A 19,756-nucleotide genomic window follows, 5' to 3' on the forward strand; every position below is an offset into this window, starting at 1 on the left:
CGTTCGTCACCGATCCCGACGGGCCGCGAGCGCTTCGAGCGTCCCGTCCATGTGTGCCCCGTCAGTGACGCGGTCGGCGGCGGCTCGCGCTCGGTCGTCCGCGTTGGCGACGGCGAAGGACTCCCCGGCCACCTCGAAGGTCGAGACGTCGTTCTCACTGTCGCCCACCGCGACGAACGCCGCGGGATCGAGACCGAGCGTCGCGGCGACCGCCCGGAGCCCCTCGCCTTTCTCGACGCCAGGGAGTTTGAGATGGTAGGCGTACCCCGTATCGACCACGTCGAGGCCGAACTCCTCGGCGACGGCCCGGAGCAACGCGTCGTCGGCGTCGCGGCGGACAGCCACCTCCGTCTCCCGCCAGCGGTTGACGGTGTCGGCCGCCCCCCAGCCCAGGTCGCCGCCCCGGTCGACGAAGGCCTGCGCCGCCTCCCGGGGGCGGTCGGCGTCGGGGACCGTCACCGTCACCTCGTCGTCGGCGTAGACGACGCCGCCGTTCTCGGCGATCACTCGCTCAGGCAGGTCCATGAAGTGACAGAGCGCGACTGGGTAGGGAAACGCCTTGCCCGTCGCGAGGACGACCGGCGCGTCCCACCCGCGGAGCGCCTCGAAGGCCCGGGGGTCGATCCCTCCCGCCGACGACGTCAGCGTCCCGTCGATGTCGAGTGCGAGCGGCGGACTCATACCTCGACTCTGCCCCGCCGGCGTGATAAGGGGCACGTCACGGACCGCCGGCACCGACGCCGTGAAGTGACGGGGTCGCCCACTCCCGAACGTGCACACGACCGTCCTCGTGATCGGCGGTGGCGCCACGGGTGTCGGCGTCGCGCGGGACCTGGCGCTCCGCGGCGTCGACGTGACGCTCGTGGAGCGGGGCGGCCTCGCGGCCGGGACCACCGGCCGGTCACACGGCGTCCTCCACAGCGGCGCCCGGTACGCCGAGTCCGACCCCGACGACGCCGCCGCCTGTCTGGCCGAGAACCGGAACCTCCGGGCGGTGGCGCCCGCCTGTCTCCGCGAAACCGGCGGCTACTTCCTCCAACTCGACGGCGACGACCCCGACTACTTCGAGCGCAAGCGCGCGGCCTGTGCCGACGTCGGGATGGAGACGACGACGCTTGACGGCGCCGACCTCCGCGAGCGGATAGCCGGGGTGGGTCCCGCCGTCGAGCGCGCCCTCGCGGTCCCCGACGCCGTCATCTCGCCCGCCCGCCTGGTCGTCGCGAACGCCGTCGCCGCCCGGGAGGCGGGCGCGACGATCCACACGTCGGCGCCGGTCGAGTCGATCCGGGTCGCCGACGGCCGTGTCCGACGCGTCGCCGTCGGTGGCCGACTCGACGCCACGATCGAGGCCGAGGTCGTGGTGAACGCGACCGGGCCGTGGGCCGAGCGGTGTGCCAGCCTCGCGGGCGTCTCGGTGCCGATGCGACCGACCCGTGGCGTGATGGTCGCCGTCGAGAACCCCGGCGTCGACGCCGTGTTGAACCGGTGTCGGCCGCCGGCCGACGGCGACATCGTGGTCCCCCGTCCCGACGAGGCGGTACTCGGCACGACGAGCGTCGCCGTCGACGATCCCGACGACTTCGAGCGGACGAGGGCGGAAGTCGAGCGGACGATCTCGGAGTGTGCGGCCATGTGTCCCGCCGTCGCCGGCGCGTCGCCCGCCCGCACCTACTGGGGCGTCCGACCGTTGTATGCCCCGGACGAGGCCGGTCGCGACGGCCGCGCCATCTCGCGTGGCTTCGCCCTACTGGATCACACCGACGACGGAGGGTCGGGGTTCGTCACCGTCGTCGGCGGCAAACTCACCACCTACCGGCGGATGGCCGAGGCGACGGCCGACCTGGTCTGTGATCGTCTCGGCGTCTCGGCCCCCTGCCGGACCGCGGACCGCCCGCTTCCGGGCACGGCGGACCCCGACCGCCTCGACCGACTCGTCGCCGAGTTCGGTGTCGACGCGCCGGCCGACGGCGTTGGCGACGGTGGACGCGGGACGCGGCGCTGATCGCGGCCCCACGCGTCGGCGCCCTCACCAGTGAACCACGTACGTACAGCGGTCCCCGCCCGTCCGACGACAGGTGTCACCGCGTTCCTCGACGAAGACGAACGACTCGACGGGGGAGTAGCGTTTCGCGACGGCCCGGATCAGTCCGCGGTCGAACGGGCACGGATATGGGTTCCGGCACTCGACCCGACCGCGACCGTCCTCGATCCGTTCGAACCGGTAGTGGCCGATCTCGCCGCCGCGGTGGTTGCGGTGGTAGGCGTCGTCGATGGACTGGAGGCCGTCGGGAACGCCGGAGACTCCGCTCGGCCACCTGGCGACGTCCGGGATCTGCTCGCCCAGTCGATCCAGAAGGTGTGGCTCCAGTTCCTCCGCGATCGTCTCCAGTACCTCGAGTTCGGCGCCCTGTGCGTACCAGTCGTCCGGCCCGGGGTCGTCGATACCCTTCTCCGACAGCACCCGTCGGATCCGCGTCCGGTACTCCTCGCGGAACCGCGATAGCCCTGATTCGATGGCGATGATGACTCTCCCGCGGGCCTCGACCCCCTCCTCGAACGGTTCGTACCGGGCCATGGACTGACGCGCCGTCGGTTCGGGCAGACGTATCGCCCAGATATCAATAAACGTTCGTGCGCCCGACGCTCAGATCGACCGGTCGCGATCCCGCGTCACCGTCTCGCCCGGGGCCGTCCGGGCGTCAGTGCCGAGGACGACGCCGGCGTTCAGCGCCGTCTCGATGCCCGTCTTCACGCCGTCGCCGCAGACGACGCCGAACTTCCGCCGGCCCGTCGCGGTCGGTTCGCCGTTCACCCGCACGGTCACGTCGTCGTCGTCGTGGCGGAGGTTCGCGACGGTCGTCCCCGCGCCGAAGTTCACGTCCCGTCCGAGGACGCTGTCGCCGACGTAAGAGAGGTGGCCGACCGTCGCCCCGGCCATCAGCACGCTGTTTTTCACCTCGACCCCGTGGCCGACCGTCGCTCCCTCGCCGACGAGCGTCGCCCCCCGGACGTACGCGTTCGGGCCGACGCTCGCGCCCGCGCGAACGAGTGCCGGTCCCTCGATCACGACCCCGGCGTCGACGGCCGCACCACCCTCGACGACGACGGGTCCACGGAGGTCGGCATCGGCGTGAACCTCCCCCGCGAGTCGGCGATCCAGTTCGGACAGCCTCCACTCGTTGGCAGCCAGGAGTTCCCATGGCCGACCCACGTCCAGCCAGCGATCCACGGTCACCGCGCGCGTCGTCCCGGCCTCGCAGGCTCGCGCCAGTACGTCCGTGAGTTCGTACTCCCCGCGGTCGCTCTCGTCGACGTCCAGCCACTTCCGGGCCGCCGCGGGGAAGACGTACGCGCCGGCGTTGACGAGGTCGGAACTGGGGTCGGCGGGCTTCTCGACGATTCCCTGGACGACCCCGTCGTCGTCGGTCTGTAGTACGCCGTAGCGTTCGGGGTGCTCTACCCGTGCGGCGCCCACGCCCGGCCCCGACTCGTAGAGTCGCTCGAGCGACGCGCGGTCGTAGAGCACGTCGCCGTTCAGGACGGCGAAGGGGGCGTCGTCGAGGGCGTCGCGGGCTGCCCGCACCGCGTCCGCGGTGCCGCGCTGGCGTGGCTGTCGAACGAACTCGACGGCCGGTCGGTCGGCGAGGGCGGTCCGGACCGCGTCGGCGGCGTAGCCCACGACGACGACGACGCGACTCGCCCCCGCAGCGGTCGCGGCGTCGACGACGTGTTCGACGAGTGTGCGGTCGGCGACCGGCACGGTCGGCTTCGGTCGGCGATCGGTGAGCGGACGCATTCGCGTCCCCTCGCCGGCCGCGAGGACGACTGTCTGCATGTCCGTTCCGACGGCGAGCGTCACCAAAGGGGTTGGCCTCACTCGACGGTGACGCTCTTTGCTAGGTGTCGCGGCTTGTCGATGGACCGGTCCAACCCCGCCGCCATGTGGTAGGCCACGAGCTGGAGCTGTACGTTGGCCAACAGCGGCGCCAGACGCCCGTCGGTCGCCGGAACCTTGAGGACGTGATCTGCGTAGCGGCTGGCCTCGGCGACGCCGTCAGTGACGACGACCACCGGCGCGTCCCGCGCTTCGACCTCCTTTACGTTGCCGATGGTCTTGCGCGCCGCCTCGTCGTCCCCCGTGACGACCGCGAAGACAGGCGTGTCCGCGGTGACCAGCGCCAGCGGCCCGTGTTTCAGTTCACCGGCGGCGAACCCCTCGGCGTGTTCGTAGGTGATCTCCTTGAACTTGAGCGCGCCTTCGAGCGCGACGGGGTAGTCGAATCCCCGGCCGAGGAAGAAGAAGGTCTCGCTGTCGGCGAACTCCTCGATCACCGCCGACGCCGCGCTCCCGTCGAGGATCGCCTGTACCTGATCCGGCAGGCCCCGCAGCGCGCTCACGAGGTCGCGCTGTCGGCCGCCCCCGCCGTCGGCGAGGTGCGCGGCGAGGAGATTCACGCCGACGAGTTGCGACGTGAAGGTCTTGGTCGCCGCCACGCCGAGTTCGGGCCCGGCGCGGAGGTAGATCACGTGATCGCACTCGCGGGTGACCGTGCTGCCCACGACGTTCGTGAGCGCGAGCGTCTCGGCGCCGCGGCCGGCGCCTTTTCGGAGCGCACGAAGGGTGTCCGCCGTCTCCCCGCTCTGAGTGAGGCCGATCACGAGGTCCTCGCCCGTGACCGGCGCCGGTGCGGTGGCGTACTCGTGGGCGTAGTGGGCGGTCGCAGGGATGCCGCCCGCCCGCAGGAGCCGCGCGCCGTAGAGCGCGGCGTGATAGGACGTCCCACAGGCGACGAACTGCACCGACGCGGGCGTACCCAGGCCGTCGAGTTCGTCGACGACCACCCGGCCGCCGAGTTCGTCGACGCGACCGCTGAGACACTGCCGGAGCGAGCGGGGCTGTTCGTGGATCTCCTTCAACATGTAGTGTTCGTATCCGCTCTTGCCGGTCTGTTCGGCCTCCCACGAGACGGTGCGGACGTCCTTCTCGACCCGCCGCCCGTCGGTCCCGGTGACGGTCCACCCCCCGTGGTCGAGACGGACGAACTCGTCGTCGTCGAGATAGACCACGTCACGGGTGTGCTCGAGGAAGGCGGGCACGTCGCTGGCGACGAAGTACTCGCCGTCGCCGATACCGAGGACGAGCGGCGGGTCCCGACGGGCCGCGAAGAGGGCGTCGACGCCGGCGACGGCGACGACGAGCGCGTAGCTCCCCTCCAGACGCGTGATCGCTTCCCTGATCGCCGTCTCCGGGTCGAGGCCACGGCGGAGTTCGCGGGCGATCAAGTGGGGCACCACCTCGGTGTCGGTCTCCGACCCGAACGTGACGCCGTCCGCTTCGAGTTCGTCGCGGAGGGCGCGGTAGTTCTCGACGATGCCGTTGTGGACGACGGCGACGCGCCCGGTCTCGTCGGTGTGCGGGTGGGCGTTCGCGTCCGTCGGCGGGCCGTGCGTACTCCAGCGGGTGTGACCGACGCCGACCGGCCCCTCGAAGGCCACGTCGGCGTCGGACAGTCGCGCTTCGAGCGCGTCGAGTTCCCCCGCCCGCTTCTCGACGTGCAGTTCGTCGCCACCGACGGCCACGCCCGCGGAGTCGTATCCACGGTACTCCAGGTTCGAGAGCCCGCCGAGGAGCACGTCGAGCGTCCGGGAGGCGTCGCCGACGTAGCCGACGATGCCACACATCAGCCCTCACCCCGTCGCGGACTCATCGTCGCACCTCCGTCCCCTCGGAGACGATTCCGCTCGCGTGTGCCCCGGTGCCGACCCTCGCCTCGGTGCCGAGCAGCGTCCCCGACGCCACGGTGGCGCCGCCCCCGACGTGCGCGCGGTCGGCGACGACACAGCCGAGACGCCGGTTCTCGTGGACCGTCCGTCCGATCCGGACGTCGGCCTCGCCGCCGGGAATCGTCGCCCCCGGCCCGACGGTCGCCCCCTGCCCGGTCACGGTGTCGACCACCGTCGCGTTCGGCCCGATCCGGGTGTCGATGTCGAGCACCGACCCCTCGACGACGGCGCCGGCGCCGACGGCCGCGTGTCGCCCGAGTGCGGTGTCCGGGCCGACCACGGCACCGGGACCGACCGCCGAGTCGGGGCCGACGACGACCGGCGCCCGAAGCGCGGCATCGTCGTGAACGCTCGCCGTCCCGTCGACGTAGACGCCACGGTCCCGTTCCGGTTCGTCCACGCGGCCGTCGGCCAGTAGGTCGCGCGCGACGGTCAGCAGGTCCCACGGGTAGGTGGCGGTCGACCAGAGCCCGTCCATCCGTACTCCACGAACGGCGTCGTCGTTCCGGACGTTCGCGGCGATGGCATCCGTCAGCCGGAGTTCGCCGGCATGCCGCTCGGTCGCCTCGATTCCCGCCAGAAGCGACGGCCCGAAGGCGTAGATGCCGGCGTTCAGGAGGCGGTAGGTGTCGTCGCCCGGACGCTCGACGAGTTCGACGACCCGGTCGCCATCGAGTCGGACGGCGCCGTACTCCGGCGCTCGGTCGCTCTCGACGACCGCGAGCGTCGCGGCGTCCGTCGCGCCGTGGGCGTCGATCACCGACTCGACCATCGCGGCCGTCACCACCTCGTCACCGTTGACGACGAGAAATCCGTCGTCCAGTGTGTCGCGTGCCTGCAACACCGCGTGGCCCGTTCCGAGTTGTTTCTCCTGGACGTGGTAGGTGACGGTCCGGCCGCGGTAGGTCGGCCCGATGCGGTTCTGTACCCGGTCACGCCGGTAGCCGACGACGACGTGGAGATCCTCGACACCCGCGTCGACCAGCGCGTCGAGGACGTACTCCAGAATCGGTCGGTTCGCGGCCGGCAACAGCGGCTTCGGCCGATATTTCGTCAGCGGCCGGAGACGCGTCCCCTCACCGGCCGCGAGGACGACCGCGGAGTCCAGTCGCATGGATGTCTATTTACATTGACACCTCTTAAGCTTGATCCGAACGGTCGGTTAGCAGAATCCTCTTTGGCCCGCCGTCACTGGGGGGTTGTATGCGGATCGGTATCATCGGGAGCGGGTACGTCGGCACGACCGTCGCGGCCTGTCTCGCCGACTTCGGTCACGACGTGATCGCCGTCGATGTCGACGACGCGGTGGTCGGGCGGCTGAACGACGGGGAGTCGTCCATCTCGGAACCCAGGCTGGACGCCCTGCTCGATCGCTACGCGGGGTCGTCGTTGTTCGCGACGACCGACTACGACGACCTGGCGGACGTCGACGTCGTCTTCCTCGCGCTCCCGACACCGACGAACGACGACGGGAGCATCGACACCGCGTACGTCGAGGCGGGCGCCGAGGCGCTCGGTCGGGTGCTGGCCGACGTCGAGGGGTACCCGACCGTGGTCGTCAAGAGTACCATCGTCCCCGGGACGACCGCGGACCTGATCGCCCCGATCCTCGAACGCGAGTCCGGACTCCGGGTCGGTACCGACTTCGGCCTCGCGGTGAATCCCGAGTTCCTGCGCGAGGGGAGCGCGGTGGAGGACTTCCAGCAGCCCGACAAACTCGTCTTCGGGACGAACGACGAGCGCGCGCTCGATGCCCTGGAGACGGTGTTCGCGCCGCTGCTCGACGACGTCCCGGTCGTCCGTACCGGACTCAGCGAGGCCGAGATGATCAAATACGCCAACAACGCCTTCCTCGCGGCCAAGATCAGCCTCGTCAACGAACTCGGCAACATCTGCAAGGAGTACGGGGTCGACGCCTACGAGGTGGCCGACGCCATCGGCCTCGACGACCGCATCGGCGAGCAGTTCCTGCGGAGCGGCGTCGGTTGGGGTGGAAGTTGCTTCCCGAAGGACGTGGCGGCACTCGTCGCCGCCGCCCGCGACCGGGGGTACGATCCCCAACTCCTGCAGGCGGCCATCGACGTGAACGACCACCAGCCCGAGCGGATGCTCGACCTCCTTGACGAGCACGTCGACGTCGCGGGTGAGCGGGTGGCCGTCCTCGGCCTCGCGTTCGGGTCGGGCACCGACGACGTCCGCAACTCGCAGGCCATCCCGATCATCGAGGGACTCCGGGAGCGGGGGGCCGACGTCATCGCCTACGATCCGAATCGGGGGGCCGTCGAGAACATGCGCGGACGCTTCCCCGACGTGACGTATCTCGCCTCGGCGTCGCCGACACTCTCCGGGGCGGCGGCGGCGCTCGTCGTCACGGACTGGCCGGCGTTCGGGGCCCTCGACCGGGAGTTCGATCTGATGGCCGGCGACGTCGTGATCGACGGCCGACGGGTCGTCGAGCGCCGCGACGGGATTACCTACGAGGGGCTGACCTGGTGAGTCAGGCCGCCCGCGTCTCGGCTTCCAGACGCTCGATGCCGATCGTCACCGAGACGCCCTCCACGTCCCACTCTTCGGTCAGGTCGTCGGCGTCAGCGTCGAACTCCGCGGTTCGGGTCTCCTCGGCGATCAGGTCGCGCCGCTCGTCGACGAAGCCGGCCACCCGGTCGTCGGCCACGTCGACGCGCGTGCGGATCCGCTCGTCCACGTCGAGGTCGAGTCGCTTGCGCATCTCCTGAATCCGACGCACCACGTCGCGGGCGTACCCCTCGGCCTCGATGTCCTCGGTCAGCGAGGTGTCGACGTAGACGGTGCCGCCGGCCCGGTCACCGTCGTCGAGCGTGACGTCGAAGTCGGTGCCGGCGACGTTCTCCGGGGGCTCCGCGCGGAACGACACCATCTCTGCGGTCAGGTCGTAGCGCTCGCCCTCGACCGTGACCGCGTACGGCGTCTCCCCGTCGTCGGCCGCGAGGTCGGTGCGACGGCGCCCCTCGACGGCCGTCATGATCTCCTGGGCGTCGCCGCCGAAGGCCGGACCGATCGCTCCCATCTCGGGGTCCGCCCGTTCGATCAGTTCGTCGAAGGTAGACACCACCTCGACCGACCGGGCGTTCACCCGCTCGCCGAGCAGGTCCGAGAGCGTTCGGACGGCCGTCGAGACCCCTTCGTCGTCCGACTCGACGACGATCCGCGAGACGGGCCAGCGAAGCTTCCGCCCCCCCTGCTGGCGGGCGTTTGCCGCCGCCTCCTCGACCGCCCGGAGTACCGCCACGTTCCGCTCCAGGTCGGGATCGTGGCGCCCCTCGTCGACCGTCGGATAGGGGAGTTGGTGGATCGTCGTCGCGCTTCCGTCGAGCGTTCGGTACATCTCCTCGGTGAGGTAGGGGGTGATGGGCGCGAGCAGTCGGATCGTCTCGTCGAGGACGGTCGACAGCGTCGCGTAGGCGCCGCGTTTCGACGCCGAGTCCGCCTCCTCCCACATCCGTTCGCGAATGGCCTTCACGTAGAACCGGGAGACGTCCTCGGTGACGAACTCGAGGACGGCGTTGAGCGCGTCGTGGACGGCGTAGTCGTCCCAGGCCTCGCTCACCTCGGCTTTCACCGACTGGAGCCGGGAGAGTACCCACTCGTCGACGACCGTGCGGTCGCCGTCGTCGAGGGACGCGTCGGCGGGGTCGTAGCCGTCCAGCGCCATGTACTGCAGGGGGAACCTGAAGACGTTCCAGAAGATGTTGAGCGTCGACTGGGTCTCCGCCAGACCCTCCCACTCGAAGGAGAGGTCGACCCCGTGTTGGTCGTGACTGAGGAGGTACGCACGGAGCGGGTCCCGTCCGTAACGATCGATGGCTTCCTGTGGCGTGACGATGTTGCCCAGCGACTTCGACATCTTCCGGCCCTCGCTGTCGTTGGCGAAGCCGTGCATGACGACCTCCTCGTAAGGAATCTCGCCGAGTGCGGCGGTGCCCATCCCCAGTTGCGACCAGAACCAGCCGCGGGTCTGGTCGTGGGCCTCGACGATGAGGTCCGCGGGCCAGAGGTCGTCGAACGCCTCCTCGTTCCCCGGGTAGCCGAGGGTGCCCCACGTGGCCACCGAGGAGTCGATCCAGACGTCGAACACGTCGGGGACGCGCTCGTAGGTCGTTCCGTTCTCCGTGATGGTGATGGGGTCGACGCTCGGCCGGTGGAGGTCGATCGACTCGGGGTCGACGCGTTGGTCCGCCCGTTCGGCGAGTTCCTCGCGCGTGCCGACGACGAGGATGTCCTCGGCGTCCGGGTCCGGGTCGCCCTCGGGAACCCAGACGGGAAGGGGAATCCCCCAGTAGCGCTGGCGGGAGACGTTCCAGTCCGGGGCGTCCTCGACGAAGTTCCTGAAGCGGTTGTCACGCGCCCACTCGGGGTGCCACTCGCTGTCCTCGATGTTCGCCAGTAGTTCCTCTTTGACGTCCGTGACCGTGATGAACCACTGATCGGTCGCGAGATAGACGATGTCCGTATCACACCGCCAGCACTGTCCGTAGCGGTGGGTGGTCGTTCCCGAGGCGAGCAGGTGGCCGTTGGCGTCCAGATCCGCGATGATGTCGTCGTTGGCGTCGCGGACGAACTGGCCGGCGTACTCGCCCGCTGCCTCGGTGAACGTGCCGTCTCCCGCTACGGGCGAGAAGACTTCGAGGCCGAGTTCCTGGCCGCGCTCGAAGTCCACTTCACCGTGACCCGGTGCGGAGTGGACGAGACCGGTGCGGTCCGCCTCGACGTAGTCGGCGGCGTACACCCGGCCGGTGCCCTCGCCGTCGGCGTGGTCGGGCACCTCTTCTGCGAGCGGGTGGTCGTAAGTCCAGCCGACCAGTTCCTCGCCGGCCAGTTCCTCGACCACCTCGTAGTCCTCGTACCGTCCCTCGCGGAGGACGTCCTCGACGCAGGGCTCGGCGACGTAGAGTCGGTCGGTCTCGTCGCCCTTCTCGGCGTCGACGGCCTGGTAGGTCATCTCGGCGTCGACGGCGACGAACTCGTTGGCCGGGATGGTCCACGGGGTCGTCGTCCAGACGACGAGCGATCCCTCGCGCTCTTGCAGGGGGAATCGGACGTAGATGGAGGGCGACTCGATCTCGTGGTACTCCACCTCGTTGTCGGCGATGGCCGTCTCACACCGGGGACACTGGTTGATTGCGCGCTTGCCGCGTTCGACGAGGCCGTTCTCGTGGACGCGCTTGAACGCCCACCACGTCGCCTCCATGTACTCCGGCGACACCGTGCGGTAGGGGTCCGACCAGTCCATCCACGTCCCGATGGACCGGAAGTCCTCGTCCATCTTTTCGCGGTTGCGCTCCGCGAACGACTTGCACTCCTCGATGAACGCCTCCATCCCGTACTCCTCGATGTCCTTTTTCGAGTCGAAGCCGAGTTCCTCCTCGACTTTCACTTCGATGGGGAGGCCGTGCATGTCGTATCCGGGACGGTCGGTCACGTCGTACCCCGACATACGCTTGTAGCGGATGATGGCGTCTTTCAGCGTCTTGTTCCACGCCGTCCCGAGGTGCATCTGCCCACTCGTGTACGGCGGCCCGTCGACGAAAAAGAAGGGTGGATCGTCCGCGTGGGCCTCCTTCGCGGCCTCGTATGCGTCGTGTTCGTCCCAGTAGTCGCTCACCGAGGACTCCACCGCCTCGGGGGAATACTGGTCGCTGACGTCGTCCATACCCGTTCCAGTTTCCGCGCGTATATCAAAACGGTGGTCGCGCCGCCGTGGAACGATACCACAGGATTCAGGCCTCCCTCTTTCCACACCCGGATGTGGTCACACGTTCGTCCGCTCGTCGTGTCTTCGGCCTCGCTCTCGTCGCCCTCCTCCTTGCCGCCGCCGGGAGTTCGCTCGCGTACGATCCGGTCGACGACGGCGCACTCGGTCCCGGGACCGTCGAGCGCGATTCCGGGAACGTAACGGTCGTCAGTACCCAGGGCGTTCACTTCGCCGGGCAGTTCGACCGGTCGCGGCCGCCGCGGCTCCTCTCGATCGATCCCGACGGGTCCCTGCGGTGGCAGTACGAGGGCGACCACGACGAGGGAGCACGCGGCTGGTTCTACGACATCGACCCGTTGCCGAACGGCAACCTGCTGGTCGTGAGTCCGCGGGGCGGCGAGACGCTCGTCTACGAACTCGACCGTGAGACGCGCGAGCGCGTCTGGACCGAGCGGCTTCCGTTCACCGATACGCACGACGTGGACCGACTCGACGACGGCCGTCTGGTCGTCGCGCACATGCGAGCGGACGTCGAGAACGGCACCAGCGGCGACCGAGTCGTCGTCTGGAACCGGTCACGAAGCGAGGTCACCTGGGAGTGGCGCTTCGCCGATCACTTCCCGGCCGACACCGACGGCGGCGTCGACGACGACTGGACCCACGTCAACGACGTGGATCCGGTCGGCGAGGACCGACTACTGGTCTCGCCACGGAACTTCGACCAGGTGCTCCTGATCAACCGCACCACCGGCGAAATCGAGATACGTCTCGGGAGCGACGGCGACCTCGACACCCTCGACGCCCAGCACAACCCCGACTACCTCCGCGGCCCGGACGGCCGGCCGACGTTGCTCGTCGCCGACAGCGGGAACGACCGCGTGGTCGAGTACGCCCGCGAGGGCGGCGACTGGAACCGCACGTGGACGCTGACGGGCAACCTCACGTGGCCACGCGACGCCGACCGCCTCCCGAACGGCAACACCCTCGTCGTCGACAGCCTCGGCCACCGGGTGATCGAGGTGACGCCGCGGGGACGAGTCGTCTGGGAGTTCTACGCCACGTGGGCCCCCTACGACGCCGAGCGCCTCGGCACCGGAGACGGGTCGAACGGCCCGACCGTCCAGGAACTCAACGCGACGGGGAGGTACACCGTCCGTGGCGGTGCCGGGGAGTCGCCGGGTGTCGACCGTGCCACCCCTCAGGCGTGGCTCGACCGCGCCACCGACGGAACGCCCGCGGAGCGACTCGGATCGGGGCTCGCGACGTGGTGGGCCCACCGAGCGCCGTGGTTCCGCCCGGCGTGGCTGTCGCCGTGGGGATTTCTCGCGGCCGTCCTCGCGTTCGGCGTCGCCGCAGCGTGGCTAGCCACGGAGGCGTACTGGTGGCGGGGTGACGCGGCCGTCGTACGGCTGCTCGACGACGCCGGCTGAGTAATCGGCCCGACCGCTTACGAGATGTCGGGGGCCGCCTCGTCGGTTCGCCCCGGGAGTTCGAGTTCGATCTCCAGTTCGGGGTCCCCCACCCCGTCGAAGTCGATGGCGAGTCCGACGGGGTCCCCGAACGCGAAGGGGAGTTTCCACTCGTCGGTGCTGATGGTGAGTTCGCCGTCCGCCCGCAACTGCTCCCCGAGTTCGATCAGGAACGCTCCCGCCTCGCTCGCGTCGAGACGGTACTCCCGTTCGAACTCTCGGCCGGTTCGGATCGTCGTCCGATCTGATTCGCTATCTGACATGATGGTGCTCACCGACGTACGTCGACGGTCACGTCGCTCGCGATCCACCCATCCGTGTTCCCCGATTCGAGGAATACGGTCGTCTCGGGACCGCCCTCACAGACGGCGATGTCGGGGCTAGAAGGCTGGTTTCGCTCCGATACTCCATCGGTGTGCAAGCGGGAGTCGACGTCCATCGCCAGAATTTAGGCACACCTAAAATAAAAAGGTGTGGTTCGGTCGCGTCGCCGATCGGGCGCCGTGAACGCCACACAGCTTTATTCCCGCGCTCGACGAACGGACGCTATGACCCTCGACGTGGAGCGTCCCGACCCGCCGGAGCTCGAACAGACCGACCCGAACGAGTACGAGGACGCCGACGTGGTCGGCGACACGGACTACAAGCGGGACGAGATCGAGGCGCTGCTCCGAAACGGGGCGTGGGCCGACGCCTTCGACGAGTGGGCGGCGACGACGCCCCTCGACGAGGCGGAGTTCGAGGTCGTCACCGACCTGGGGCTGCTCGGGCGATTCGACTTCTTCTGGGACTCTTTCGCGGAGCGAGTGGGCTATCACGCGCCGGGGATTCCGGAGGACTGGAAGGAACGCGAGTACCACCCCGATCTGGACTCGTGGGGGACCGTCTCCGGCATCAACGCTGCCATGACCGAACTCGGACAGATCGTGTGTGACGTGCTGAAAGACGACTACATCGACTGGGAGACGGAGTACGAGGCCCCCGACGACCTCCCAGACTTCGACTAGTCGCCGAGCGGGATCGAGAGCGTCACGACGGTCCCGCCGTCCTCGGTCTCGCCCGTCGAGAACTTCCCGCCGGCCTTGGTGACGATCCAGTGGATCTGCCAGAGTCCGAGTCGATCCGCGTGGTTCAGCGGCGTTTCGCCGCCCTCGAGGACCTCGACCTCCCGGGCCGGAATGCCGGGTCCGTCGTCCACCACCTCGATGTCGACCCACTCTTCCTCGCGTCTCTCGACCCCGATCTCGACGGACGGGGTCGGGTCGGGGTTGTGCTCGATCGCGTTCTCGATGGCCTCCTCGAGGGCCGTCGTCACCCCACCGACGGACACCGCACACGGGTCGTCGGGGAGATCGACGGAGAGGGTCGCATCCGGGTAGCGATCCTCGAACACGGTCACCAGTTGCCGGATTCGGTCACACAGATCGACGGGTTCGGCGGTCGGCTCGGCAGTCGAGATGATCCGGTCGATCCGCCGCACCGACTCCCCGAGGTCCATGAGATCGACCGCCGCCCGCTCGATCACCGTCAGGGAGTCGATCGGATCGTCCGTTCCGATCTCCTCGCGGAGCAACGAGACGTGACCCTCGATCAGATTCATCTTGTTCTTCAGGTTGTGGCTGAGTACACGGTTCAACACCCGGAGACGTCGCTCCCTGATCTTGCGGTCGGTGATCTCCGTCTGGAAGCCGACGAAGTTCTTGACGACGCCGTCCTCGTCGCGGACGGGTGCGATGTCGAGTTTCTGCCAGAACCGTCGGCCGTTCTTGCGGTAGTTCACGATATCGACCGACACCGGCCGTTCGGCGTCGATCCGCTCGCGGAGTCTTCGACGTGTCTCCTCGTCGGTGTCTTCTCCCTGCAGAAATCCCCAGTTCCGACCGATCGCCTCCTCGGCGACGTACCCCGTCAGGTCTTGGAACTGCTCGTTCACGTAGATCATGGGATTGTCGTCGCGGTCCGGATCGGTGAGGGTGATACCGACCGGGGCCTCGTCCATCGCCCGCTCTTTCAGGCGGAGTTCCGCGACCGTCTCGGCCAGTTCCTGGGATCGGGTTTCGAGTTCGACCGCGGTCCGTCGCCGCTGGATCAGGTTGTCGACCCGCGAGAGGAGTTCCGCCTTCTCGACGGGCAGTTCCATCACGTCGTCGACGTACTCCCAGGCGGCGGCGCCGACCGTGTCGGCGGTGTCGGCTGGAACCAGTAACACGAACGGCAGGAAGGGTCCTCCCTCGCTCCGCCCGGCATCGACGACGTCCGCGATCCGGTCGAACCCGGTCCGTTCGATCCCGCTCCGATCGAACACACAGCAGTCGAATGCGGTCCCGAGCGCCGCCGAATCGGTCGCCGTCTCGATCCGGTACTGGCGCCCGAGTGTCTCCGTCAGGAGGTCGCGGTTGCGGCCGGGGCCCATGAGCAACAACACCCGTGGCTCGTCACCGGTCGACTGGCCGCTCTCCCCCCGTTCGATCGGCCCCTCGTGACCCGTTTCGTGTGACATGTGTGGTCGTCGAGGTCGGTGTCATCATTTCTCATGGTCCACCGAAAGGTAAGGCTTCGCTTCTGATGGATGGCCGTCACGACGGCTGTTCTATCAGATACCGGGCCCCGTACGGACGGCGCGGCTACGGTGTCGATCAGTCGGCTCTCGACGGGCATCACGGGTCTCGACGAGAACCTACACCGTAGCCTCATGTCGGCACAAAACTACATGTCCGGGGACTGTGGGCTCGGGTGAGACAATCCCCGGAGTTCATCCTCGAAGCCGGCCTCGCGGACGGCGAGGCGGGACTGTTCGTCGACCTCGTAGAGGGTTCGGCGATCTGAAGGCGAACGTGGCGTCGTTGGATTTCGATACGGACGTCATCGAGTTCCGCGATCCTGAGTCCGTCCGTTGACGTCAACGGCGGGTTCTCCGTCCCCCGGGAGCACATCAGCTACCTCGCCGCCACCACCGTCTTCCTCCGGCATCTCGGACTGCAGGGCGAACTCCGGGAGGCCATCGGCCTCCACTAAAAGCGGACGAGCGACGCCGAGCGGATTCTCCGAGAGTTCGAGATCACTCCAGACGGCATCGCCGTCGGCGACCCTCGGTTCTCGGATGCGTGGGATCCTGCGTGGCACACCGGGGCTCATCGGCGAGGACTGGTGTCAGGACTCCATCCGCTCGACGAGACGCTCCAGTTCGGCGGCCCGGTCGTCGAGGGCCGTCCGGCGCAGGCGGCGTTCGGCCTCCGTCGGACAGTCCAGGTCGGGCACCGGCGTCGGCTCCCCGTCGTCGTCGACGGCGACGAACGTGAAAAACGAGGAGGTGGTGTCGCGCTCGGTGCCCGCCTTCGGATTCTCGGCGCGTACCGCCACGGTCACCTCGATGCTGGTGTCGCCGGTTTCGTAGACGTACGCCTCGACGACGACCACCTCGCCGAGGTCGATCGGACTCTTGAAGTCCACGTGTTCCATCGACGCGGTGACGACGTCCTCGCTGGCGAAGCGCATCGCCGCGATGGCGCCACAGACGTCCATCCAGTGCAGGACGGCGCCGCCGAGTACCCGCCCGTACGTGTTCGTATCGTTGGGGAGTACGATCTCCGTCATCTCGGTGTGGGACTCCGCGAGCGTCGCCGTCTCGCCTGCAGTCATGGACCGAGAGTGAGCCGGCGAGGTGAAAAGTCCCCTCGATCCGTCGGTCGGCGGTCCGTCAGGGCTCGTCGTCGAAGTCGTCGATCCGCTCGGGTTCGAACTCGTCTTCGGGGCGACCGGCGCTGTCGAGGACGCCGTCGGTCACGGTGATGGGACAGTCGACCCGGACCGCGAGCGCGATGGCGTCGCTCGGGCGGGCGTCGAAGACGAACTTCCGGGCCTCGCCCTCGTCGTACTGTTCGACGTCGACCTTGGCGTAGAAGGTTCCGTCCGCGAGGTCGTCGATCCGGATGCCGTCGACGGCACCGCCGAACTCCGTGAGCATCTCGACGAGTAGGTCGTGTGTGAGGGGCCGCTCGAACGGTTCGCCCGACAGTCCGAGTTGGATCGCACGCGCCTGATCGGCCGTGACGACGATGGGGAGATACTCGGATCTGGCCGCAAGGAGAACCGCGGGAACGTTCGATCCGTCCTCGCTCGTGCCCACCCCGATACCGGTCACCTCGGCGGTGTGCTCCATACCCGACCGTTCGTACGCGGAGTATGAATAGCTACGGGGAGTGCTACCGCCGGACGTAGAACGCGACGGCGACGAGGACGAGCGCAGCGAGGCCACCGAGGAAGAAGACGAGTCCGGGCGGGAGGCCGGCGCCCGCGGCGTCGGCGGCGGTCGGCGCAGCCTCCGTGCTCATCGTCCCCATACCTCCGCCGTCGCCTCCCGCATCGCCCGCGCCGCCGGTTCGTGCCAGCCCCGGCAGTTCGCCGAACCGCCACTGGACGAGGAGGCTCGCGACGCCGAGGAGGCCAACGGCGCCCAACAGGCGCTTGAGCGCACTCTCGAGGCCGCCGCTCTCCGCCTCGCTCCCGGCGAACACCACGAGCGGCCGGTCGGCCGGTGCGTAGACGTTCATCTCCCGGCCTTTCTCGGAGTAGACGGTGTCGATGACCTCGATCAGGTCCGCCTCTTCGAGGTTGCCGAGGTGGTACTGTGCGTTCTGGAGGGACGTATCGACGCGGTCGGCCACGCGTGCGGGCGTATCCGGTTCGTCGTGGAGGGCCGCGAGCACCTCGCGAGCGGTGTCGGAGGACAGCGCCGACAGCAGGTCGTCGGCGTTCTCGTTATCGAGGCCGATGACGCGGGGGTCGGCCTCCTCGGCCGCCGAGGTGTCCGGGCGTGAGGGCAGCAAGTCTGCCATGGGTGGCCGTACGGTGTCTCCCGGTACAAACCTTCCTCTCTTCTCCTGTCAGTCCCGAGGATCCCCCGATCCCATACGGCAAAGAGAACCGCCAAAAACTCCGATATCGGCCGTCTCAAATCGTGACAACCACCCGCAGCGAAAAAGGGTAAGTGGGTGGAGCCCCTACGAAAACACGCAATGAGCACGCAAGAATCCGTCCGACAGCAGGCCGATTCGGTCGAAGCCAGCGACGCACTCCGGCTCGATCAGGAAAAAGTCGAACAGCTCGTCGAGGCGCTCAACACCGACCTCGCGGCGACGTACGTCCTCTACCACCAGCTGAAAAAGCACCACTGGAACGTCGAGGGCGCGGAGTTCCTCGAAATCCACGAGTATCTCGGCGAGGCCGCCGGGGACGCTGAGGCGGCCGCGGACGAACTCGCCGAGCGTGCCCAGGCGCTCGGCGGCGTCCCGCTCGCCGGCGGCAAGCGTCTCGAGGAGCACGCCCCCGTCACACCCGAGGACGACGACGTCTACGACATCCGGACCTCGCTTCACAACGACATGGAGATGTACGGCGATATCATCGAGACGGTGCGCGACCACGTCGAACTGGCCGAGGGGCTCGGTGACCACGCCACCGCCCAGATGCTCCGCGAGCAACTCGTGACGCTCGAAGAACACGCTCATCACCTCGAACATTATCTCGAAGACGACACGCTCGTCCTCGACGCCGCGACGAACTGAGATCGACGCAGTCTGCTGACGGACGACGCCCGACAGGTCCCGTTTCCGACGCCGTCATCGATTCCTCCCGCCGACGCCGTCGGCCTACCCACACCGGGTGAGGTGGGCCCTGACGTTGCGCTGGCACCGCTCGCACGTCGACGCCAGCGTCGCCACGCCGTCGAGAACCGGGTAGTCGACCGGGAGGTCCTCGTAGAGGAAGGCGACGAGACACCGGTGTCCGAGGCCGACCTTCGCGTGTTCGCTCGTCGACCCGTCGAGAAACGCCTGCCGGTCCCGTGCGCGCTCCGCACACCGGTCGAGATGGTCGTCGAGACGGACGTGTCGTGCCTGCAGGGCGTCGAACCCGAGCGCCCGCAGGGGTGTCTCGTCGGCCCGCTCCAGCCACTCACGGATCGCGGTGAACGCTTCGCTCGCGGCCTCGAGCGAGGCCGCCTCGCGCTCCAGTGCCGTGGCCATCGTCCGGAGTTGCCACCGCCGCTCGGTCGCCGCCTCGATCAACTGGTCACGAAACTGGGCGGTGAACGTTGCCCCCGTCGTCGGCGCCAGCGCGACCGCCACCTCCTCGCCGAGTTCGGCCGCCAGCGTCTCGAAGACGGAGGCGTCGTCGTCGACGCCCTCGATCGACCGCACCGTCGCCTCGAACGCCTCCCGGACCGCCGCAGCGCCACCGCTCCGACGCGTCGTCGCGGCGAGCGTCGTTCCGACCGGCCCCGGTGCCTCTCCGCCTCCCGCGTCGGTCGCCACGTCCCGCACCCGGTCGACGAACGTCTCGTAGGCTGCGACCTTCGCGTCCACCGTCACCTGCTCCGCGTCGACCCGTTCTCTGGCCGCCGGCACGTGCGTCTCACCGATCACGACTTCCTCCCCGCCGAGGTTGCCCCGAGACGCCCTTGTCCGGATGCCGTATCGTGGCTCGCCGACGCCGACCGGGACTCGCGAACGACCGGGTCCACCAACGCCAACGCGGGATCCCACCGTCGAAGCGCCGCCCGATACGCGCGGGTCAACCGGGCGGCCGTCGCGGCCGTCTCACGGTCGGGATACCGGAGTCCGACGACCGGTACCGGCTCCATGCCGGTTCGGGCCGACGCCACGCGGTAGCGCCCGCCCTCGGCCAGCGCCTCGATACGACCTCGCGTCTCGCGGATCGTCGCGTGTCGCCCCCGGATCGACACGTCGATACCTGCCTCGACCATATGGTTTAG

General features: G+C 68.8%; 20 protein-coding genes. 5 read left to right on the forward strand and 15 right to left on the reverse strand.

Annotated features, from left to right (window positions below):
• Positions 1 to 6: 6 nt before the first annotated feature.
• On the reverse strand, positions 7 to 681 hold the full coding sequence (locus tag NBT82_RS13460; protein WP_251328628.1) for a phosphoglycolate phosphatase: 675 nt from the start codon (positions 679 to 681) through the stop codon (positions 7 to 9).
• A gap of 91 nt (positions 682 to 772) precedes the next feature.
• Here NBT82_RS13460 and NBT82_RS13465 point away from each other — a divergent pair, with 91 nt between their 5' ends.
• Positions 773 to 2,002, forward strand: coding sequence for an FAD-dependent oxidoreductase (locus NBT82_RS13465; RefSeq protein WP_251328629.1), 1,230 nt, complete (start codon positions 773 to 775; stop codon positions 2,000 to 2,002).
• 24 nt (positions 2,003 to 2,026) lie between these two features.
• Here NBT82_RS13465 and NBT82_RS13470 read toward each other — a convergent pair whose 3' ends face one another.
• The 4 genes from NBT82_RS13470 to NBT82_RS13485 form a co-directional block, all read right to left on the reverse strand.
• Positions 2,027 to 2,575, reverse strand: a complete 549-nt coding sequence (locus tag NBT82_RS13470; protein WP_251328630.1) for a hypothetical protein — start codon at positions 2,573 to 2,575, stop codon at positions 2,027 to 2,029.
• Between the two features lie 69 nt (positions 2,576 to 2,644).
• A complete protein-coding gene (glmU, locus tag NBT82_RS13475) occupies positions 2,645 to 3,835 on the reverse strand; it encodes a bifunctional sugar-1-phosphate nucleotidylyltransferase/acetyltransferase (RefSeq protein WP_251328631.1) in 1,191 nt (396 codons plus the stop codon).
• A 38-nt stretch (positions 3,836 to 3,873) separates the two neighbouring features.
• Positions 3,874 to 5,682: a glutamine--fructose-6-phosphate transaminase (isomerizing) gene (gene glmS, locus NBT82_RS13480; RefSeq protein WP_251328632.1), complete on the reverse strand. Its 1,809-nt coding sequence runs from the start codon at positions 5,680 to 5,682 to the stop codon at positions 3,874 to 3,876.
• A gap of 22 nt (positions 5,683 to 5,704) precedes the next feature.
• Positions 5,705 to 6,898: a sugar phosphate nucleotidyltransferase gene (locus NBT82_RS13485; protein ID WP_251328633.1), complete on the reverse strand. Its 1,194-nt coding sequence runs from the start codon at positions 6,896 to 6,898 to the stop codon at positions 5,705 to 5,707.
• A gap of 89 nt (positions 6,899 to 6,987) precedes the next feature.
• Between NBT82_RS13485 and aglM the strand changes: the two genes are divergently transcribed.
• Complete coding sequence (gene aglM / locus NBT82_RS13490) at positions 6,988 to 8,280, forward strand: UDP-glucose 6-dehydrogenase AglM (protein WP_251328634.1); 1,293 nt, start codon at positions 6,988 to 6,990, stop codon at positions 8,278 to 8,280.
• Between the two features lies 1 nt (position 8,281).
• Here aglM and ileS read toward each other — a convergent pair whose 3' ends face one another.
• A complete protein-coding gene (ileS, locus tag NBT82_RS13495) occupies positions 8,282 to 11,473 on the reverse strand; it encodes an isoleucine--tRNA ligase (RefSeq protein ID WP_251328635.1) in 3,192 nt (1,063 codons plus the stop codon).
• A 95-nt stretch (positions 11,474 to 11,568) separates the two neighbouring features.
• On the opposite strand from ileS, the gene NBT82_RS13500 reads away from it, so the two are divergent.
• Entirely contained in the window at positions 11,569 to 12,945 is a 1,377-nt protein-coding gene (locus NBT82_RS13500) for an aryl-sulfate sulfotransferase (protein ID WP_251328636.1), read from the forward strand.
• 17 nt (positions 12,946 to 12,962) lie between these two features.
• On the opposite strand, the gene NBT82_RS13505 is transcribed toward NBT82_RS13500, so the two are convergent.
• Positions 12,963 to 13,247: an amphi-Trp domain-containing protein gene (locus NBT82_RS13505; RefSeq protein ID WP_251331289.1), complete on the reverse strand. Its 285-nt coding sequence runs from the start codon at positions 13,245 to 13,247 to the stop codon at positions 12,963 to 12,965.
• 8 nt (positions 13,248 to 13,255) lie between these two features.
• Positions 13,256 to 13,423, reverse strand: a complete 168-nt coding sequence (locus NBT82_RS13510; RefSeq protein ID WP_251328637.1) for a hypothetical protein — start codon at positions 13,421 to 13,423, stop codon at positions 13,256 to 13,258.
• A 109-nt stretch (positions 13,424 to 13,532) separates the two neighbouring features.
• Here NBT82_RS13510 and NBT82_RS13515 point away from each other — a divergent pair, with 109 nt between their 5' ends.
• The gene (locus NBT82_RS13515) at positions 13,533 to 13,991 is read left to right on the forward strand and encodes a DUF7992 family protein (protein WP_251328638.1); all 459 of its coding nucleotides are present in this window, start codon (positions 13,533 to 13,535) and stop codon (positions 13,989 to 13,991) included.
• Here NBT82_RS13515 and NBT82_RS13520 read toward each other — a convergent pair.
• The 5 genes from NBT82_RS13520 to NBT82_RS13540 form a co-directional block, all read right to left on the reverse strand.
• Entirely contained in the window at positions 13,988 to 15,484 is a 1,497-nt protein-coding gene (locus tag NBT82_RS13520) for a PAS domain-containing protein (RefSeq protein WP_251328639.1), read from the reverse strand. The genes NBT82_RS13515 and NBT82_RS13520 overlap by 4 nt on opposite strands.
• A 362-nt stretch (positions 15,485 to 15,846) precedes the next feature.
• Positions 15,847 to 16,107: a hypothetical protein gene (locus tag NBT82_RS13525; protein WP_251328640.1), complete on the reverse strand. Its 261-nt coding sequence runs from the start codon at positions 16,105 to 16,107 to the stop codon at positions 15,847 to 15,849.
• 27 nt (positions 16,108 to 16,134) lie between these two features.
• On the reverse strand, positions 16,135 to 16,623 hold the full coding sequence (locus NBT82_RS13530) for an acyl-CoA thioesterase (protein ID WP_251328641.1): 489 nt from the start codon (positions 16,621 to 16,623) through the stop codon (positions 16,135 to 16,137).
• Between the two features lie 58 nt (positions 16,624 to 16,681).
• Positions 16,682 to 17,143, reverse strand: a complete 462-nt coding sequence (locus tag NBT82_RS13535; protein ID WP_251328642.1) for a bifunctional nuclease family protein — start codon at positions 17,141 to 17,143, stop codon at positions 16,682 to 16,684.
• 43 nt (positions 17,144 to 17,186) lie between these two features.
• Positions 17,187 to 17,819 carry an ArsR/SmtB family transcription factor gene (locus tag NBT82_RS13540; protein ID WP_251328643.1) on the reverse strand — a complete coding sequence of 211 codons (633 nt, stop codon included), beginning with the start codon at positions 17,817 to 17,819 and terminating at the stop codon, positions 17,187 to 17,189.
• Between the two features lie 180 nt (positions 17,820 to 17,999).
• On the opposite strand from NBT82_RS13540, the gene dpsA reads away from it, so the two are divergent.
• Complete coding sequence (gene dpsA, locus NBT82_RS13545; RefSeq protein WP_251328644.1) at positions 18,000 to 18,548, forward strand: DNA starvation/stationary phase protection protein DpsA; 549 nt, start codon at positions 18,000 to 18,002, stop codon at positions 18,546 to 18,548.
• An 84-nt stretch (positions 18,549 to 18,632) separates the two neighbouring features.
• Here dpsA and NBT82_RS13550 read toward each other — a convergent pair whose 3' ends face one another.
• A complete protein-coding gene (locus NBT82_RS13550; protein ID WP_251328645.1) occupies positions 18,633 to 19,406 on the reverse strand; it encodes a DUF7260 family protein in 774 nt (257 codons plus the stop codon).
• Positions 19,403 to 19,747 (reverse strand): DUF7552 domain-containing protein, encoded by a 345-nt coding sequence (locus NBT82_RS13555; protein ID WP_251328646.1) that lies wholly within the window; start codon positions 19,745 to 19,747, stop codon positions 19,403 to 19,405. Before NBT82_RS13555 ends, NBT82_RS13550 begins: the two co-directional genes overlap by 4 nt.
• Positions 19,748 to 19,756 lie beyond the last annotated feature (9 nt).

The sequence above is a fragment of the Haloplanus sp. HW8-1 genome, from assembly GCF_023703795.1.
Lineage (GTDB): Archaea > Halobacteriota > Halobacteria > Halobacteriales > Haloferacaceae > Haloplanus > Haloplanus pelagicus.

Coding starts and splice junctions, on each gene's coding strand:
- NBT82_RS13520 (WP_251328639.1), bottom strand. CDS start 15,484: ATGTCACACGAAACGGGTCACGAGGGGCCGATCGAACGGGGGGAGAGC.
- NBT82_RS13485 (WP_251328633.1), bottom strand. CDS start 6,898: ATGCGACTGGACTCCGCGGTCGTCCTCGCGGCCGGTGAGGGGACGCGT.
- NBT82_RS13505 (WP_251331289.1), bottom strand. CDS start 13,247: ATGTCAGATAGCGAATCAGATCGGACGACGATCCGAACCGGCCGAGAG.
- ileS (WP_251328635.1), bottom strand. CDS start 11,473: ATGGACGACGTCAGCGACCAGTATTCCCCCGAGGCGGTGGAGTCCTCG.
- glmU (WP_251328631.1), bottom strand. CDS start 3,835: ATGCAGACAGTCGTCCTCGCGGCCGGCGAGGGGACGCGAATGCGTCCG.
- dpsA (WP_251328644.1), top strand. CDS start 18,000: ATGAGCACGCAAGAATCCGTCCGACAGCAGGCCGATTCGGTCGAAGCC.
- NBT82_RS13460 (WP_251328628.1), bottom strand. CDS start 681: ATGAGTCCGCCGCTCGCACTCGACATCGACGGGACGCTGACGTCGTCG.
- NBT82_RS13515 (WP_251328638.1), top strand. CDS start 13,533: ATGACCCTCGACGTGGAGCGTCCCGACCCGCCGGAGCTCGAACAGACC.
- NBT82_RS13470 (WP_251328630.1), bottom strand. CDS start 2,575: ATGGCCCGGTACGAACCGTTCGAGGAGGGGGTCGAGGCCCGCGGGAGA.
- aglM (WP_251328634.1), top strand. CDS start 6,988: ATGCGGATCGGTATCATCGGGAGCGGGTACGTCGGCACGACCGTCGCG.
- NBT82_RS13555 (WP_251328646.1), bottom strand. CDS start 19,747: ATGGTCGAGGCAGGTATCGACGTGTCGATCCGGGGGCGACACGCGACG.
- NBT82_RS13535 (WP_251328642.1), bottom strand. CDS start 17,143: ATGGAGCACACCGCCGAGGTGACCGGTATCGGGGTGGGCACGAGCGAG.
- NBT82_RS13530 (WP_251328641.1), bottom strand. CDS start 16,623: ATGACTGCAGGCGAGACGGCGACGCTCGCGGAGTCCCACACCGAGATG.
- NBT82_RS13540 (WP_251328643.1), bottom strand. CDS start 17,819: ATGGCAGACTTGCTGCCCTCACGCCCGGACACCTCGGCGGCCGAGGAG.
- glmS (WP_251328632.1), bottom strand. CDS start 5,682: ATGTGTGGCATCGTCGGCTACGTCGGCGACGCCTCCCGGACGCTCGAC.
- NBT82_RS13510 (WP_251328637.1), bottom strand. CDS start 13,423: ATGGACGTCGACTCCCGCTTGCACACCGATGGAGTATCGGAGCGAAAC.